This is a genomic window from Leptonema illini DSM 21528 (assembly GCF_000243335.1).
Taxonomy (GTDB): domain Bacteria; phylum Spirochaetota; class Leptospiria; order Leptospirales; family Leptonemataceae; genus Leptonema; species Leptonema illini.
This window is the reverse complement of the sequence record NZ_JH597773.1, coordinates 1,667,550-1,684,835: the sequence shown is the minus strand read 5'-3', so window position 1 is coordinate 1,684,835 and position 17,286 is coordinate 1,667,550. Positions and strand designations below refer to the sequence as shown.

Annotated in this window: 17 protein-coding genes and 2 pseudogenes; 4 read left to right on the top strand and 15 right to left on the bottom strand. The window is 53.0% G+C overall.

Annotated elements, in window-relative coordinates:
• Positions 1-8 precede the first annotated feature (8 nt).
• Together lysS and LEPIL_RS21810 are read left to right on the top strand one after the other, a co-directional pair.
• Entirely contained in the window at positions 9-1,520 is a 1,512-nt protein-coding gene (gene lysS / locus LEPIL_RS07680) for a lysine--tRNA ligase (protein ID WP_002771532.1), read from the top strand.
• A 34-nt stretch (positions 1,521-1,554) separates the two neighbouring features.
• Positions 1,555-2,409 carry an alpha/beta hydrolase gene (locus tag LEPIL_RS21810; protein WP_002771530.1) on the top strand — a complete coding sequence of 285 codons (855 nt, stop codon included), beginning with the start codon at positions 1,555-1,557 and terminating at the stop codon, positions 2,407-2,409.
• 36 nt (positions 2,410-2,445) lie between these two features.
• Here the strand turns inward: LEPIL_RS21810 and LEPIL_RS07670 are convergent, their stop codons facing one another.
• Together LEPIL_RS07670 and LEPIL_RS07665 are read right to left on the bottom strand one after the other, a co-directional pair.
• On the bottom strand, positions 2,446-3,294 hold the full coding sequence (locus tag LEPIL_RS07670) for a cyclic nucleotide-binding domain-containing protein (protein WP_169314802.1): 849 nt from the start codon (positions 3,292-3,294) through the stop codon (positions 2,446-2,448).
• Between the two features lie 139 nt (positions 3,295-3,433).
• The gene (locus LEPIL_RS07665; protein ID WP_002771527.1) at positions 3,434-7,066 is read right to left on the bottom strand and encodes a vitamin B12-dependent ribonucleotide reductase; all 3,633 of its coding nucleotides are present in this window, start codon (positions 7,064-7,066) and stop codon (positions 3,434-3,436) included.
• A gap of 575 nt (positions 7,067-7,641) precedes the next feature.
• Here LEPIL_RS07665 and LEPIL_RS07660 point away from each other — a divergent pair.
• Positions 7,642-8,295: a S26 family signal peptidase gene (locus LEPIL_RS07660; RefSeq protein WP_002771525.1), complete on the top strand. Its 654-nt coding sequence runs from the start codon at positions 7,642-7,644 to the stop codon at positions 8,293-8,295.
• A gap of 362 nt (positions 8,296-8,657) precedes the next feature.
• Positions 8,658-9,872, top strand: a complete 1,215-nt coding sequence (locus LEPIL_RS07655) for an amidase (protein WP_002771524.1) — start codon at positions 8,658-8,660, stop codon at positions 9,870-9,872.
• A gap of 39 nt (positions 9,873-9,911) precedes the next feature.
• Here LEPIL_RS07655 and LEPIL_RS07650 read toward each other — a convergent pair whose 3' ends face one another.
• From LEPIL_RS07650 to LEPIL_RS24175, 13 genes and pseudogenes are all read right to left on the bottom strand, one after another.
• Positions 9,912-10,331: an acyl-CoA thioesterase gene (locus tag LEPIL_RS07650; RefSeq protein ID WP_002771523.1), complete on the bottom strand. Its 420-nt coding sequence runs from the start codon at positions 10,329-10,331 to the stop codon at positions 9,912-9,914.
• A 53-nt stretch (positions 10,332-10,384) separates the two neighbouring features.
• The gene (locus tag LEPIL_RS07645) at positions 10,385-10,753 is read right to left on the bottom strand and encodes a hypothetical protein (RefSeq protein WP_052608238.1); all 369 of its coding nucleotides are present in this window, start codon (positions 10,751-10,753) and stop codon (positions 10,385-10,387) included.
• A 51-nt stretch (positions 10,754-10,804) separates the two neighbouring features.
• Positions 10,805-11,671 carry an IS3 family transposase gene (locus LEPIL_RS07640; RefSeq protein ID WP_002771521.1) on the bottom strand — a complete coding sequence of 289 codons (867 nt, stop codon included), beginning with the start codon at positions 11,669-11,671 and terminating at the stop codon, positions 10,805-10,807.
• Entirely contained in the window at positions 11,668-11,907 is a 240-nt protein-coding gene (locus LEPIL_RS24180; RefSeq protein WP_052608383.1) for a transposase, read from the bottom strand. The genes LEPIL_RS07640 and LEPIL_RS24180 overlap by 4 nt, the downstream gene beginning before the upstream one ends.
• Positions 11,859-12,308, bottom strand: a complete 450-nt coding sequence (locus tag LEPIL_RS23670; RefSeq protein ID WP_169314800.1) for a hypothetical protein — start codon at positions 12,306-12,308, stop codon at positions 11,859-11,861. Before LEPIL_RS23670 ends, LEPIL_RS24180 begins: the two co-directional genes overlap by 49 nt.
• Positions 12,309-12,352: 44 nt before the next feature.
• A complete protein-coding gene (locus LEPIL_RS07630) occupies positions 12,353-12,619 on the bottom strand; it encodes a hypothetical protein (RefSeq protein ID WP_211208629.1) in 267 nt (88 codons plus the stop codon).
• 89 nt (positions 12,620-12,708) lie between these two features.
• The gene (locus LEPIL_RS07625) at positions 12,709-13,179 is read right to left on the bottom strand and encodes a hypothetical protein (protein ID WP_002771518.1); all 471 of its coding nucleotides are present in this window, start codon (positions 13,177-13,179) and stop codon (positions 12,709-12,711) included.
• A 24-nt stretch (positions 13,180-13,203) separates the two neighbouring features.
• Complete coding sequence (locus tag LEPIL_RS07620) at positions 13,204-14,025, bottom strand: WG repeat-containing protein (protein ID WP_002771516.1); 822 nt, start codon at positions 14,023-14,025, stop codon at positions 13,204-13,206.
• A gap of 260 nt (positions 14,026-14,285) precedes the next feature.
• On the bottom strand, positions 14,286-14,819 hold the full coding sequence (locus LEPIL_RS23380) for a hypothetical protein (protein ID WP_002771514.1): 534 nt from the start codon (positions 14,817-14,819) through the stop codon (positions 14,286-14,288).
• A gap of 58 nt (positions 14,820-14,877) precedes the next feature.
• A complete protein-coding gene (locus LEPIL_RS07615; RefSeq protein WP_002771512.1) occupies positions 14,878-15,201 on the bottom strand; it encodes a helix-turn-helix domain-containing protein in 324 nt (107 codons plus the stop codon).
• 203 nt (positions 15,202-15,404) lie between these two features.
• Positions 15,405-15,953 (bottom strand): hypothetical protein, encoded by a 549-nt coding sequence (locus LEPIL_RS07610; RefSeq protein WP_002771510.1) that lies wholly within the window; start codon positions 15,951-15,953, stop codon positions 15,405-15,407.
• Positions 15,954-16,169: 216 nt separating this feature from the next.
• Positions 16,170-16,955: pseudogene (locus LEPIL_RS22895) on the bottom strand (IS256 family transposase); the annotation flags it as partial.
• A gap of 80 nt (positions 16,956-17,035) precedes the next feature.
• Positions 17,036-17,286: pseudogene (locus LEPIL_RS24175) on the bottom strand (IS256-like element ISLil1 family transposase); the annotation flags it as partial.

Sequence of the window (17,286 nt, the reverse complement as noted above, 5' to 3'; positions counted from 1 at the left end):
GTTTTTTCGTGTCTGAACAGCATAACGATCAATTTGAAACCCGCCTCGAGAAGTTGCAGAAGGTACAGGAAAAGGGATATCAGCCCTATCTGACCTCCTTCGATCGAAAGGACGAGGTGCAGGCCATCCTGACGCTCGATCCGGGCACGTACTCCGATACGATGAAGCTGGCCGTTGCGGGGCGCATCCGCGCGAAGCGCATGATGGGCAAGGCCGGATTCCTCCAGATCGAGGATGATACGGGCCGTATGCAGTTCTATGTGCGTCGGGACGACGAAGGCATCGATTTTGACATCGTCAAAGCCCTGGATCTCGGCGACATCGTCGGATTAACGGGCTTTCCCTTTCTCACACAGACAGGTGAAAAGACGATTCACGCCACTTCGGTCGTTCTGCTTGCGAAGTGTCTGCGTCCGCTGCCCGTCGTCAAAGAGGCCGACGGCAAGGTCTTTGATGCCTTCACCAACAAAGAGCAACGCTACCGCATGCGCTATGTTGACCTCATCGTAAACCCCGAAGTCAGGCAGACGTTTATTCTGCGATCTCGTATCATCGCCTACGTACGTAGCTTCTTACAGAACGAAGGGTATCTCGAAGTCGAGACGCCGATGATGCAGACGATTCCCGGCGGTGCGACAGCCCGTCCGTTTGTCACGCATCACAATGCGCTCGATATGCAGCTCTTTCTTCGTATCGCCCCCGAGCTCTATTTAAAGCGATTGCTTGTCGGCGGATTCCCGAAGGTGTTCGAGGTAAACCGCAACTTCCGCAACGAAGGCATCAGCTACAAGCATAACCCCGAGTTCACGATGCTCGAGGTCTATCAGGCCTACGGGTCGATGAACAGTATGATGGAACTTTGCGAGAGGTTGGTTACGGGCGCCTGTATGGAGGTGCACGGAACTCTTAAGATCCCGTACGGCGATGAGACGATTGATCTGACGGCGCCGTGGGAGCGCCTCGGTTATTTTGAGTCGATCGAGAAATTCGGCAAGGTTACCCTTGATGCAGGCATGGATCGCAAGATGGCCATCGATGCCGCCGTCGCCGCCGGCCATGCGGCGCATCTTTTTAAAGAGTGCCGCTCCGTGTGGGATGTCGCCGACGTGCTCTTTGACGAAACGGTGGAGCCCAATCTGATCCAGCCCGTGATGATCACGAAGTATCCGAAAGAGATCTCGCCGCTTGCCCGTTCCAATCCCGAAGATCCGCGCTTTGTCGATCGTTTCGAGCCCTACGTCGCCGGACGCGAGATCGGTAACGCCTTCTCTGAGCTGAACGATCCCTTTGATCAGAAGGCACGCTTTCAGGAGCAGGTCGCCCTGCGCGAGGCCGGCGATGAAGAGGGCGGCTATATGGACCTCGACTATGTGCGTGCGCTTGAATATGGCATGCCTCCGGCCGGCGGTATGGGCATCGGCATCGACCGTCTGGTTATGCTTCTCACGAACAGTCATTCGATCCGCGATACGATCCTCTTTCCACTCATGCGACCGGAAGAGGGCGAAGCCGACGACTGAGCTTTGAAAGAGAAGGGCGTTTCTGGAGCAGGGCATGCGCAGATTCTGGAGCGGGCGATTTTCTATGCTGATCTCAAGCTTACTCACAGCGGTCGTCGTCTTTGCTCTTTTCGCCTTCTTTTTCGGATGTGTGGTCGTCCGTCCGATCTTATTTCCTGCGCCTGCGACGGCGCCTGTACCCGAGGCGCCTGACGGCTCGCTCATCGAAATCAAAAGCGAAAATAGTGGTGGAAGCGCCGGCCGTACTGTGCGCGGCTATCTCATGCGTCCGCGGGGACCGAGCGATCGTCTGCTGCTGATCTTTCATGGCAACGGCGCGACGATGGACGGCGATGTCGATCTCGGCATGGCCTTCGCCGGCCGTGCATGGAACGTGCTTCTTGTCGAGTATCCCGGTTACGGCCTTTCGTCTGACAGCTCACCCTCTGAATCGAAGATCTATGCCGATGCCGAGGCGCTACTGCTTCATGTGCAGCGACAGTTGGGCATTGATGCCGGCAGAACGGCGGCGCTCGGCCATTCGCTCGGTTCAGCCGTTGCCGTCGAGATGGCTGCAAGAGGTCATGTTCAACGCATTGCCCTTGTATCGCCGTTCACATCGGCGCCCGCCGTCGGAGCCTTTCACTTCATGCCGCCCGGATTGAAATGGCTGCCTTACCTCATTACCTGCGATCGCTTTAATAATCTGAGTAAGGCGAAATCGATCGAAAGCCCGGTCTTAATCGTTCATGGACGTAATGATACGGTTGTGCCTTTTTATATGGGTGAGGAATTGCACGCCGCCTTTCCAGAGAGCGTCTTTCTTGCCGTAGAATCCGACCACAACGACGTCTTCTTTCGCATGTCAGAGAATCAGTGGCAGCGACTCTTCTCTTTCCTTTTGTTTTGAGCAAGGACACTTCACCCGAAAAAAAGATCTGTCTGGTTAACCATCAGACGGAATGTGCGCTCCCTTCTCGATGTAACGCAGATGCAGGATGAACGTCTTGAAGACGTTGAAAAGAAGCTCGGGATCGAGCTCCATCATCTTGAAAAAGATGTCGCGATCAAGAAAGAGAATCTTCGCCTGCTGTGACGTCACGCGAAGCGTATAACGCCGCGTCATCTTATGAAGCAGCGCCGTTTCACCCAGCCATTCGCCTTCGCGGAACTTCATGCATTCGACGTTCTGTCCGTTTCGCTTCGTTTCGGCGACGACCTCGCCCATAAGCAAGAGATAGGTGAAGCTGTCGTTTTCCTGTCCTTCTCTGAAAATCGTCGAATCCTTCTGCAACGTCTTGATCGTGGAACGGTACAGCAGGTCCTGGATGCGCAGGTTGCCGGCTCGCAGCGGAGACATGAGCTGCTCGTATTCGCGCAGCAGATCGCCGGCCACCGTCGGATGCCCGTCGTCCTGAAAGGCGCGCTCCTCAATGCGTTCCATCACGGTCAGGGCGGCGACGGTCAGCTTACGGGCGAACTTCGGGTTTGATCGGGCCTCACGCAGGAAGGAGGTGCCGTCGAAGCAGGCAACCTTCAGTTCTTCGGATTCGGCCATGATGGTGGCGATGCGGGCTCCGCTGGTAAGAAGGGCCACCTCGCCGAAGATGTCGTTCGGTTGCAGCGTATGGATGACCTTTTCTTTACCGCCGATGCGCTTGAGCACGGCCGCCCTTCCGGCCAGGATGAAATAGACAAGGCCATCTGAGGCGTCGTCCTCTTTAAAAACGATCTCGCCACGCCTGTAAAGCCGGGCCGTGATGTTCTTTAGAATTTCTCCACTTTCTTTTTCCATATGTTTGTCGGATGCTTTTCGGATCGCTTTTGCCAGCGACAGGTTGCGCATTCGATACGGCGATCGGTCGTACGGGCGTCAAAACAAAAACCCGGACCACAAGGGTCCGGGTCAGAAATTCGGTCGCTATTCAGAAATCTCAGGAACAGCCGGTCGTCGAGCCGCAGCTCATGCATTTGAGACAGGTGCCGTTGCGCACCATCGTGAACTGACCGCATTCAGGGCAGGCATCGCCTTCGTAGCCTTTCATGCGGGCCAGTGTGCTCAGGCTGGCCTTACTTTCTTTTTGCTGAGCTGCCGCACCGTCATCGGATTTGACGACAACCCAGGACGGAGCAGCGGGGCGCTCGGCTACTGCCAGATCGCCGGACGGCTGAGCCTGGGGCTCATTCTGCGGAGCGATCGGCGAGCTGACGTGTGACGACTGCACGGAGTCGGGCCGTGTGTCTTCGATGTCGACATGGGCCAGCTCATAGCGGCTGAGATAGGTGACGGCCAGCTCACGGAAGATGTAGTCGATGATCGACGTCGACATCTTGATATGCGGATTGCCCTGCACCATGCCGTTCGGCTCGAACTTCGTATAAACGAAGGCATCGACAAACTCCTCAAGAGGAACGCCGTATTGCAGGCCAAGAGAAACGGAAATGGCAAAGCAGTTCATCAGAGAACGGAAGGCCGCCCCTTCTTTATGCATATCAAGGAAGATCTCGCCAAGACGACCGTCTTCATATTCGCCGGTGCGCAGATAGATCTTATGGCCGCCGACGGTTGCCTTCTGGGTATAGCCGGCACGACGCAGCGGAAGTCGCTGACGACGCACGATCTTTTCGATCTGCTCGACCACCTTCTCGACTCGCGGAGCCGCCGCGGCGACGGTCGCAGGCTCTTCTTCAAGCTGCAGCTCTTCTTCGTCTTCGACCTGAATATTCAGCGGCTGCGATAGCTTTGATCCGTCGCGATAGAGAGCGATGGCCTTGTTCATCACACGGAACGAAAGATCGTAGGCCTGCTTTACCTCGTCGAGAGTGGCGTGGGCGGGCAGGTTGATCGTCTTCGAGATGGCGCCCGAGATGAACGGCTGTGCCGCCGCCATCATGAGGATGTGGCTCTTCCAGGAAAGATAACGCTGGCCGTAACGACCGCATTTGTTCGCACAGTCGAAGATCGGCAGATGCTCTTCTTTCAGGTGAGGAGCGCCTTCTACCGTCAGCGTGCCCGTTACGTAGTCGTTCGCTGCACGGATCTGTTCTTTTGTGAAACCGAGAGATTCCAGCAGGTTGAAGGTTACGGGCAGCGTCGCCGGATCCTGTCCGGAAAGCTTCTTCATCAATTCTTCGCCGAGCGTGAAGGCGTTGAAGACGAAGCTGATATCGAAGGCTGAGGCCAGCTGCGCTTCGACCTTTTCCAGAGCGGCGTCGTCGAATCCCTTCTGCTTCAGAGAGACATGGTTGATATGCGGAGCGTCCTTCAACGTGCCGCGTCCCGTCGCATACTTGATGATATCGTCGATCTGCTCGGCCGTATAACCGAGGTGATCGAGAGCGGGCGGAACGGACTGGTTGATGATCTTGAAGTAACCGCCGCCGGCCAGCTTCTTGTATTTCACAAGGGCGAAGTCGGGCTCGATACCGGTCGTATCGCAGTCCATCACCAGGCCGATCGTTCCCGTCGGAGCGATCACCGTCATCTGAGCGTTGCGGAATCCGAATTGCTCGCCCAGTTCGAGGGCGCGATCGGCTTCGGCGCGGGCAGCCTCAAGCAGATAGGACGGGCAATGCGCCTCGTCGATACCGACCGGCTTCACCGTCAGGCCTTCATATTCGCTATCGGGAGCGTTATACGCCGCACGACGGTGGTTGCGGAAGACGCGCAGCATGTGCTCGCGGTTCTTCTGGTAACCGGCGAAGGCTCCGAGCTCCTGCGCCATCTCAGCCGACGTCGCCGCCGAGTTCATGTGCATGATGGCGGTGATGGCGCCGGCGATGTTGCGGCCTTTATCGCTATCATAGCTGATGCCCATACGCATGAGCATCGAGCCGAGGTTCGCATAACCCAGGCCGAGCGTGCGGAACTCATAGGAGAGCAGGGCGATCTCACGGGACGGGAACTGGGCCATCGTCACCGAGATCTCAAGCACGATCGTCCACAGGCGTGTCGAATGACGGAAGGCCAGATCGTCGAACTCCGACGACTTCTGGTTCAGGAATTTCACCAGGTTCAGCGACGCCAGGTTACAGGCCGTATCGTCGAGGAACATGTATTCCGAGCAGGGATTCGATGCGCGGATCGGACCGTCAGTCGGGCAGGTATGCCATTCGTTAATCGTCGTATCGAATTGCAGCCCCGGATCGGCGCAGGCCCATGCAGCGTAGGCGATATCATCCCACAGCTTGCGTGCCTTCACGCTGCGCACTGCTTTTGCCGGACGGTTCTCTTCGTTCGCCTTCTCAATCTCGGTGCGCCAGTAGAGATTCCAGTCGAGATCACGCTCGACGGCGTTCATGAAGTCGTTGGTGATGCGTACGGAGTTATTGGAGTTCTGACCCGAAACCGTCTGATAGGCCTTGGACTGCCAGTCCGTCGTCATCTCTTCGAAGAGGATGGACGTAAAGCCCTGCTTCACAAGGTCGATGACACGCAGGATGTAGCTGTCGGGAATCATCGAACGCTTCGCCTCAAGCACCGCCTTTTTCAGCTCGGCGTTCTTGTGCATGTCGTATTTCGAATCGTCGGATGCCGTAGAGCCCTGCACGGCCTTCATGATGCGGTTCAGATGCTGGTTGGCCAGCTTCGAGCCCATCACAAGCTCGACGACCTTCTGCTCTTCATGCACCTTCCAGTTTACGAACTCTTCGATATCGGGATGGTCCATATCAAGGCAGACCATCTTCGCAGCGCGTCTCGTCGTGCCGCCCGACTTGATCGCACCGGCCGCACGGTCGCCGATCTTGAGGAAGCTCATCAGTCCCGAGGACTTGCCGCCGCCGGACAGAGGTTCGCCTTCTCCTCTAAGAGAAGAGAAGTTCGTGCCTGTGCCCGAGCCGTATTTGAAAAGACGAGCCTCACGGACCCACAGATCCATGATGCCGCCTTCGTTCACCAGGTCGTCGCCGACAGACTGAATGAAGCAGGCATGCGGCTGCGGACGCTCGTAGGAGCTGCGAGAAGCGATGAGTTCTTTTGTATGCGGATCGACATAGTAGTGGCCCTGGCTTTTGCCGTCGATGCCATAGGCCCAGTGCAGACCCGTATTGAACCACTGCGGAGAGTTCGGAGCGGCAATCTGGTCGGCCAGCATGAAAATCATCTCTTCGTAGAAGGCCAGAGCATCGTCTTCAGAAGAGAAGTAGCCGTTTTTGTAGCCCCAGTAGGTCCAGCAGCCCGAAAGGCGATGGAAGACCTCTTTGCCCGACGTCTCTGAGCCGTAGCGATCGTCGGCAGGCAGCTCGGCCAGACGCTCTTCGTCGGGAACGCGACGCTGCAGCCACAGCGGGATTCCCTCTTCATGAACGGGGCGGGTAAAGCGAGGAACGCCCGCTTTACGGAAGTATTTCTGTGCAATGATGTCGACGGCGACCTGAGACCATGCCTCGGGCACCTCGATGTCACGGGCCTCGAAGATCACCCGGCCATCGGGGTTCTGGATACGGGATGTGCGTCGATCCCAGGAAAAGGCATTCCATACCCGGCTTTTCCTGGCAGGATGCTCTTCTTCATTACTAAAGGGTTGGTCGTGTGCTGTCTTTGTATAGAAACGGCTGATTCTCATGGCTCTGGCTCCGGCGGCTTTTCTACTAAACGGCATTCTACTATACAAAAATAGAGACAGCCCGGACGTCGAAAAAGTCGCTCTTTCGTTAAAAAATTTGGCTCTTTACTGCTAATCCAGACAAATCGGCCCCAATCAGAACGTCTGATTATGTCGCCTGACTCGTCTGGGGTAAATAAAGTACTAATTTTCTGTTCAGCAACATGTCAAATGGTTTAAGGCCGAATTTTACACCGGTCCGACCCTTTTTTCGGGCAAAAAGCGTGCATAATATGTGAGAGGGCCCGTTTGATCTCTGCTCGTCCGGCGCGTGGCGCGATCCTGCGCCAGGCGCCGTCGCTCTCCCATCCATGGTTCGCTACGAGCAGAGATCAAACGGGCTGGAATTTGGGCCAGGGGTGAGCCGGTGGGCTGGAATTTGGGCCAGTGGGAGCGGACGGGCTGGAAGTTGAGGAAGGGGAGTTCTGGAGGTGCGACGGGAGTTGGGTGCAGGCGAGAAAGAGGCTCTCAGGGGGCGGGAGGGAGGTAACGTTTCAGTATTGACTTAGATTCCTGTCTGCATCGGATGCAATACTATGAAAGCTGTAACTGTGACCGTAGCGTTGGCGATTCTCTGCGGATGCGTAAACCGTTCGGCTGTTGGCTCAGAAGCGAATCTACCAACACTGCACCTGAATCAGGAGATTCGCATTGTCAGCGGCGAGCCAGAAAGAGGGATGCTTGTCGCCGTTGGATGGGACCGGGATCCAGGAAAGGTCTTTGTGTACCGGTTAATGGGAATGCCCGGAGACACAATCCGGCTCATAAGCGATGATATATGCAAAGGTGCGTCATCATGTTCCGGTCGCGCCGGAGTGATCGGAACTCTTTTTGAGTATCGTATAAATGGCGGTACAGAGTGGCAACGGGCAGAACAAACGGTCACAGATTCTCTGCCGGCTGCTATAGCACGAAATGTTCAAGAATCCGAAACTCTACAAAAAAGAGCAGAATTCGATGGGCAACCGATCATTCTCTCTGAGAAAATAGGTCAGCGACAGTACTATATCGTGGAGATGCAGGAAAAAACCATTGTTCCAGGCCTCTGCAACACAATCGAAACGACAGGATGTACCATTCCTCCCGATCAATACTTTGTTTTGGGCGACAATAGAGATGACGCACGCGATTCACGCTTCATGGGCTTCGTGAACCGCAAAAACTACTCGGGCATTGTTCGAGCAGATTGATCGCAGTCGTGTCGAAGGGGGAAGAGTTCACAAAAACCGCGCAACAAGACGTGCCATAATCGGATAGAGGGTGGTCGCTGCAAGAAGCCCTACCAGTATCCAGCGCGTCTGAACGGCGATCTCTCGGTGAACCCCTGATGCCCGGCCGCACCCCCTGTGTGCGCCGAAGTGACGCGTCCTGCGTCAATCGTCGCCGCTCCGCACTCCTGCTCCGCTACACAGGGGGAGCGGCCGGGCTGGAATTGGGGTGAAAGGAATATTGGTGGTGCAATGGGAGAGGCGGCCCTATAGAGAGAAGAACGAGAAAAAACGCTTGCGTACATACCAGATGGTATGTAAAGAGATCTCAGCGAGGAGATATCATGGAAGACCTGCACTATTTAAGTCTGAAAGAAGCGAGCATCGGGATGCGCGATCTGAAGATCTCACCCGTCGCCGTCGTCGAGGCCTGCTTGAAGAGAATCGAATCTCTGAACATTGATACAAACGCCTTTATTACGGTGCTCGGCGACAGCGCTCTGAAAGAAGCGGCGCAGGCCGAAAGCGAAATCAGAGCCGGTCACTGGCGCGGGCCTTTACATGGCATACCGGTCGGCCTGAAAGACATGTATGATACGGAAGGCATCAGAACTACGGCCGCATTCAAGCACTTCAAAGACCGTATACCGAAAGCCGATGCCGCCGTCGTCCGAAGCCTGAAGCAGGCCGGCGCCATCATTATCGGAAAGATGAACATGCATGAACTGGCAATGGGCACAACATCCAACGCAAGCTATTTCGGGCCGGTTCGTAACCCATGGAATCCTGAGTATATCGCCGGAGGATCATCCGGAGGCTCCGCCGCCGCTGTAGCTGCCGGCATGTGTTTTGCCACCATCGACACCGATGCCATCGGCTCCTGCCGTCTGCCCGCATCCTGTTGCGGAGTCGCCGGCTACAAATGCACCTGGGGCAGGATCGACAACAGTGGAATCCTTGCCGGCGAAAAGGCCGATGACGTCATTCTCAAACTGGCAACCGTCGGCATTATGGCACGCGAGGTCGCCGATATTGTCGCTGTCGTCGAATGTTTAACCGGATCATCGTCTGCCGGTTATCCTAATAACGAAGCGGCAAAACCGTCTATCGGAATAGTAATGAACTATGCTGCAAGCCCCGATATTCGCGCCCACTTTGAAGCAGCCGCAGCGGCCTTTAAAGAGGCCGGGCATGTGACTCAAGAGACGACTGTGCCATTCACCGAAAATCCTGACATGAAGAATATGGAGAGATACCGTCAATCTGCGAACGATGATCTTTTCGGGAATGTTGATGTGCTGATCCTTCCCACGACGGCCGGGGAGGTTCTTACAGCAAAGGCAGCGGGCAAAAATCCTCAGGCCTTATCGGCGCAGAATACGTTCTTTGTGAACTATTACGGCCTGCCCGCTATCTCCGTACCATGCGAATTCGATGCGAACGGCTTACCCGTCGGCTTGCAGATCGTTGGAAGGCAGAACCAAGATGACGTCGTTCTACAGGTAGCGCAGGCCTACCAGAGCGTTACCCGCTGGCATACGATGCATCCGGAACGGTGAGGCGCGGGAGGGGTAGGTGGTGACCGCTGCGGCTCGCGTTCATTCTTTAAGAAACTCCGCCATCCGCTCGCGCAGCTCATCAGGCCAGGGTGTTAATCCAAACGACCCCAGCCTCGAAAAGCCGTACAGGAATTTCATCGAGCAGCGTCTTTCACTCGCACAGCGAGCAGAGATATGAATCAGGGCCGTGCTGCTACGCAGCCTCTCCAGATGAAGCCGGAACGCAAGCGTATCGCCGAGTTTTGATGGGGCGTGAAACCTCGCTTCGATATGCATCGCCGGCGTTCCCGAAGAATCCTGTGATATCAGTTGAGAGAACGGATGCCTGAGTGCATCGGCGAACCAGTCCTCCAGAACCTCCACAAAGAGATTGAAATACTGCGGAGTAAACACAACGCCGCCAGGGTCGCAGTGTTGCATGCGCACCTTTTTCTCGATTTCGAATGTCTTATGAGCCACCGGAGAGTAGGGTGCGTCGGTAGGGCGAGAGAGGCAAGTGGAATATGGGGGGATTAATCACTGAAAACGGTAGTCAAGGCAGCCTGTGCAACATCGCGAAAGGACCCGCTTTGAACGGTTATATTAAAACCGTCGGCAATGCACTCAAACAGCTCATCATGAAAAAGAAACAGAAAATGCTTTCGGTCTTTCCAGTAATCCAGATTAAACTGGCTGTGAACGCTATTGATCTGCATCTCCTCTTTTGTCCAGAGTGAGTTTTCGATTCGGTGAGCAGAATAGGGCTCAAGTCCGCTATTCCAGAGCGGATGCCCATCCAGTGCTTCATCGTTCGGTCCGCCGAACTTATAAGCATAGCAATGATCAAATTCGACAACGGCAATTCTGGAAACCTCTTCGGAGCTCGTAGACCGAATCTTCACATAGCTGCCATCCCAATTCGGATTGATCTTCCCCCAATATTCCGGAGGGAATCATGCAATTTGCTGTGCATAAGCTACCGGGCTTAAGTACCCGAGAGCAGAATGCCTCCTTCTACGGTTGTAGAACACTTCGATATAGTCAAACAGAATTCTTCGTAGGTCTTCAAAATTCGGAAAAAACCCGATTCTGTATAAACATTCAGTTTTCAAGGTATGGAAGAACGATTCCTGAACAGCATTGTCCCAGCAGTTCCCTTTGCGACTCATGCTCTGGCTTATCTTCTTACCTTTCAATACATCACGATACTCTTTCGATGCATATTGTACCCCACGATCTGAATGTATAATCAGGCCTTTGGTATTCTGCCCCCTTCGATTCAAGGCCTGCCTCAAAGCGGCAACGATCGACTCCGATCGCATATTGTCAGAAAGTTTCCAGCCGACGATTTCACGATTTCCAAGGTCCATGAAGGTCGTCAGGTAAGCGAATCCTCCGGTTGTTTCGATATAGGTGATATCAGTTACCCAGATTCGATCAAGTGCACCTGGCTCAAAGTTTCGCTGAACAAGATCGGGCGAAACCGGCAATTCATGATTGGAATCCGTCGTCTTTACACGAAAAACCCTCGGATTTCTTGCAGAAATGTCGTTTTCCCTCATCAGCCTTTCCACCCGCTTTCGGTTAACTTTCATGCCTGTATTATGGAGCTCCGGAGTCACGCGAGGACTGCCATAGGTACCAAACGTTTCATCAGCGATCACTCTGATTGCTTCCACAATTCGAGCATCTTCTGTTGAGCGCTGTGAAGGAGGTCGAATCTGTGATTCATAAAAGCCGCTCTCCGATACATCAAGCACACGGCACATCTTCCTTACCGAAAACTCGGAGCGATTCTCCTGTATCCAGGCGAATTTCATTTTCGGGGTTTCAAGAAGATGGCAACGGACTTTTTTAGAATATCGCGCTCCTCCTGTAGCTCCATGACTTCCTTTTTTAAACGATTAACTTCCTCTTGCAGGTTTTGCTGCTGGGGTCCACCCGGTTCTGATAGATACAGCGCTTTCCATGCTCTCAAGGAATTGACAGAGATTCCAAGATCGTCGGCTACTTCCTTGCTGGTTTTGCCGCCGCGAATCCACCGATCCACCGCCATTCTGCGAAAGCTATCATCGTAATGCTGGCCTCTTTTGCCCATAAATTACCCCTTTTCATTTTACTGTCTCCTGTCCAGGAAAAGGGGGGAAGATCAGATTCAATGTCCTGCACGTAATAGAGCAGGATTGTTCGGTATCCAGAAGAAAGCACATGCGGCATCGGAGCACCAACATCCCATTGTGGAACTCCTTCGAGCGGATAAGCAACAGGCATCTCTTTCAGTTGAGCTAATTCGCGTTGCAGCCTGAGATTCTCCTCGTTCGCTGCTTCATATTCTGCTCTCTCATTGCCAGTGTGTTTGGGTGCGAGGGCTCGTATCGCTTCTTTTACACGATCATCGGACTGTTTCAGTCGTGTCGTCAGATCAGTGATGGCCTTTTTTTTAGATGAATCAAACATTGTGAATGGTAATGCAATGTTTCGTGAAATCCGGAACAGGGTCGTTATGCCTCATCTATCCACTCAATTTCTTCGTCAACTTCGCCAATCTCAAGCTCACCCACCTTGAACCCCAGTGTCTTCGTCGCTTCAGCCTTAAAGCGGCTGAGCCAGGAGTTCCATTCTTCCTTATTCATATGAGAAACATCGAACTGAAGCCCGCTGGGTTCCATCGAAGCCGAAATGGATGGCCCGCTTTCTTTGAAACTGAACCAGTAAGGAATACCTTCTTCGCCGTTTTCACCATTGCCGTAACCGAGCCATCCGTCCATGCATTCATACACAGCGCTGAGTCTATCGAGGATTTCTGTGGGCAAAGCATATCGGATGTTAAGAGTTCGGCTTTCGCTTGTGAGATTGTTCATGGCGTGGATGGGCTGCAAATCGCATAGGCAGCTTCTGTCTTCTTTACGAGGACAGCCTGGCCGGTACTCCAATCAAAGGCTGAGAAGCTGCCAACTGTCGGATGTTTATGCCATTGAGCGTTCGGATCACCGCCTGTTTCTTCCCAGACACCGCCGGCAGCCTCGACCTCTTCTTGAGTAACCGATGTAGCGTTGTCTGCCCAGACTATTTTCCCCTGTAATGCTGCATCCAGACCGGGGTAACTTTCTCTATGCTCATGGTATTGACGTAGCGTCTCTTGCGATGGAATTTCTGCCTTGATTGACTGGCAGTAATCGCTGGCTGCCGGTTTCACTGTCAGCGGGATGGATTGACCGCACTGACTGTCTGTCAATTCATAGCCCTGACAGATGATGATGGATAGTCGAGGCACGCAGGCACAGAGTGAATAGAGCAGCAGAATGGCGAAGATAGAATGAGGTTTCATTGGCTTTGAAACGATCTTTCCCCATTATTGAATCGGCAACTGTTTTTCAGTCTCCTCAAGCGATCCGTCTTGCAACAGTAGAAATGCTTTTTCCCGAATTTCGACGTATGCCTTGCCTGATTTGAATGACTTTGCATAACTGAACTGAGGCTGAATAAGAAAGGTGCCTTTCCTGTCAATAAAGCCCCACTTTCCCCCGGGCAGGCCGTCGACATTATTGCCGACTCTGTCAGGAGTCCATTTAACGCCAATTCTTACCGCTGCAACTCCTTCAGAGAAAGGGAGAACTACGTCAAAGCCTGGCCGGATGACCAATGCGCCTGCTTTATTGATAAAGCCCCATTTGCCGCCAAACAGAAAAAAGCACCCCGACTCCGGATGGGGCCGCCAGGTGGCACCTACGCGAACGGCAGCGAGGCCTTCTGAAAAACTCTCCGCCTGATCGAACGATGGACGAATGGCCCATTGGCCGTTGTGCATAATGAATCCCCATTTGGACCCGATATACTGTGGGTTAGTCGTCCCCACAGGATGGTAGCATGGTTTAGCAATCGGTCTTTTCCCGGCGGCAACGGGGGCCAGTCCTTCAGAGAAAGGAAGGGCTTGATCGAACGAAGGAGGAATAACGAAGCTGCCCGATCTATCGATGAATCCCCATTGGTCGCCCCAGTTGTCGCCGAAGTCAGGAGAAACCGGCGCCATACCCTCTGAAAAATCACGGGCATACCAGAATCTTCGTGAAGGCCGAGGGGGCGAAATCGGTTTCAGGATCACGGTTCGATCGGAGACGTTGAAGTATCCATTGATCCACCAGGGGCCCGCATATCCGCATTCGAAGCGCATCATACCGTCGTGAACGGCGAACGCTTGGTATTGTCCGCATCTGGGCACGCCAGGCTCGCTTTCATGGGCGCAGATTGCCTGCAATACTTCCGGCGGCGCTTCCTTAACTCCCGCGATTCGCTCCGGACACCGGTCTTCGGGCCGTGTGCGTGCTGACGGACGACGTGATGCTGCTGGATCAACACAAGCGCAAACCATGACTATCAGGAGTATGATTTTTTTGCGAGGCCACTTTCATATCATCGAATACTTGATCCAGTCTGTCAATGCTCAGTAAAGCCTGAAATTGCCGCTTTCGCAGCCTCTCTTCCACCGGGAAAGTGCAAGTAGAGCAGGCAGACGCATTTCTTACGACCATCAGAATCGAAGTCCACTGTGCATCTATGGACATCGAACCGGGAGGACGCGGTAACGATTAACTCCGCTCCGTGCAATCCAATCTCAGAAGGGCAGACACCGCCCGAGCTACAGGGCATTTCGTAAAGCACCTGCAACACCGCCCTCGGAAAGTCAGATGCCGCCACTGAGTTCTCCGTACAGCCTGCACTGACAACGGATGGATTTGACGTATCGCGATGGTACAGCAGATATAGATATTCCGGCTTACCTGCACAATTCTGATCTTTCGGCCGATGGTTGTTAAACAGGGTATCTGGCTCGCACGCCCAACCCTCAAAAAACCACTCCGGGGTCGGTGATGGAAAACGATCCTGGCCACAACGGGCGGCAGTCGTCGCAAGAATCAGTACGGCAAGAATCCACCATGCTTTTTTCTCGGTTGGTTTACCATGGCTCATCAATTGGGGCCTCAGAACAGTATGGAAACGAAGTTGGATCTGCGTCAAGCCCTCGACTTCATGTCTTCAACAAAACGTATTCCTTCTTCTTTGCAGCACCGGCCTTACGCGGCCTTGCTTTAATTTCAAGCTGCATGCCGATAGAATCCAGGTATTCTCGAAGCGTCGATATCTTAATGTCTGCACGCGATTCGATCTTGGAAAGACTCGACTGGCTGAAAGTCTCCACATCTTCCTGACGCAGACCCATAGCCTTGCGCAGCTCCGCCAGCTTTATCTGGAAGAGCATCGCCTCTGCCTGCTTTCCGGCGTTTTCACGACCTTTTTCTGAAAGCGAAGCACTCAAACGATTCAGGAAGTCGGGCTTTTTCTCGGGCTTCATGGTTTCCGTCCTTGTTCACAGATCGGCCTGATCTGCGAGGTAGTTTTGATACTCGATTTCGGCTTAACAGTAGCCGTTTCTTTTTTTCCGCCCGATAGTTTCTGAGCAGAATAAAATCATCTGGCAGGATTGCTATGACCTTCAGACGATGTGGGATACGATGAGGTACCGTATCTGTCAACAGAGGAAAGAGGCGGGCGCTATCAAGCCAGATCGATTTCATATTCCTTTATTTTGCGGCCATTCGAATTTACGGTGCAGCGAAAAGTCCCGGTTGTTTGCTCGGGGTGATCTTTCAAGTAGACTTGCCTGAGAAGGAACTTTGCAAATCCATCAACGTCGAATACATGCACTGGTAGCTCCAGCCAATTCTTTATGAAATTTGCCTTTTGTAGCAGTCGCTTATCTGCTGTTACAAATATGTGGCATTGTAATCCAAGTGCAAGATGAAGTTGGTCATTCGTGAGACTTTCAAATGCAGTTGGCGAATTCACTTTTTCGGATACGAGAGCAATAAAATCTGCCAGTGAAGTTAATTGGAGTATCTTGCGGTGAAAAGGGGAAAGATTCGTCAAATAGTTAAAGTTTATTACCCGAAAGAAATCTTCGTGTGACTTCCAAATAGAAAACATCGACTGCGAAATGCAGGCATCAACAACAGCCTTGATGTTTTGAGGGGTTTTCCGCTTTTGTTTATGAATGTTTGGATATTCTATTCGTCTGCCATAGACTTCAGCAAATCCACTGCGCATATCTTTATTTAGGCGAAGTGCCTCCAGGCCGCTGTCTTCGACGTTCTGGAGACAGTCGGCGAGCCGCCTGAAAAGATCTCGTTGTCTGGTAGGGAAAAAGAGGCCGGCAAGCCGAAAGAAAATATTAACAGAAAAAATGAGGAACCTTGTTAAGAAAGGAAATCGACTATGTCCCAGTGATAGTTAGACTTTGAGGCGGGACCCACTGAATGCATCCTATGCCGAGATCCGCTCGTCAATCTTTTTATCCAGGAAGCTGTTTAAGAACTCATGGATATGAGTGTATGACCGCACCTTACGGAATTGTTCCTCCTGTGATAGCAGGATACTGCCAACCCATCGCAACACCTGATCTGTCTGAGGCCTTGACCCTTTAACCCGTTTAAGCTGACATCTGGGATTCGAGAATATCCCAATCAATCAGATTGGTTGTGTAAAAGGATGTTCTCAATTTATGCGGCATATTGATACGATTCATCATTAACAATGCCTCTAAACCCTCCTGAAGACTCTCAGAGACACTTTATCTCATGGATTCGAGCCATGATAGAACGGACCGCATCTCGCTTGCATACATCTTCATAACTGTTAGCGCTTAATGCCTGCTTGTATCTCTTGCAGAATTCTGCATGATACTTCCGTGGGAGCTTGGCAAGAACATTTCTCTGTTTATGAAGGTAGCAGAGTTGGATCTCTGCCTTCTTTCCGAAGAACTCTCTGGTCCGCTTTTTCAAGAGCCTTTGATCCATCCATGACGACAAGCACACGATCTGTGAAGCGGATATCACGGCTCTCGATTGATTGAAGGACACTGAGTGCGCTATCAGCATTCTCTGTAGACCCCTCAGAAATGCCCAGAAAATGCTTGTTTCCGGCCGTATCGACCCCGAGAGCAACGATTACGACAGAGCCGCCGAATACGATGCCATCAAGAACAATACACCAGAATGTCTGATCAGGAAACCTGCGTGAATTCAAATGATTGAGCGACTCACGGCTGCTTCCTTTCCCAACCCCCAATAGAACCCTGACGAAACCCCAAGTGTAAGAGAAAGTTTCTTTACCTTCCCCCCTTGGTTTCTTTTAAACCATGCCCGCCAGCATCAGGCGCTCAACATGCTCGCGAAGATCAGAGCGATCCTGAAGGATCTCATATCGCTCCAGCTTCACCTCCTTGCCGTTACGTCGAGCTCTGGGCCTCTGGATGGCCACCCTTTCTCCATCGAGCACAATGGAACCACGCTGGCTGCCGCCTCGATGGGCAAGACCACGGCCTCTCTTATGCTCCCCTGTCTTGCCGCATAACGTTTCGATTTCTTCGAGAATCAAAGCT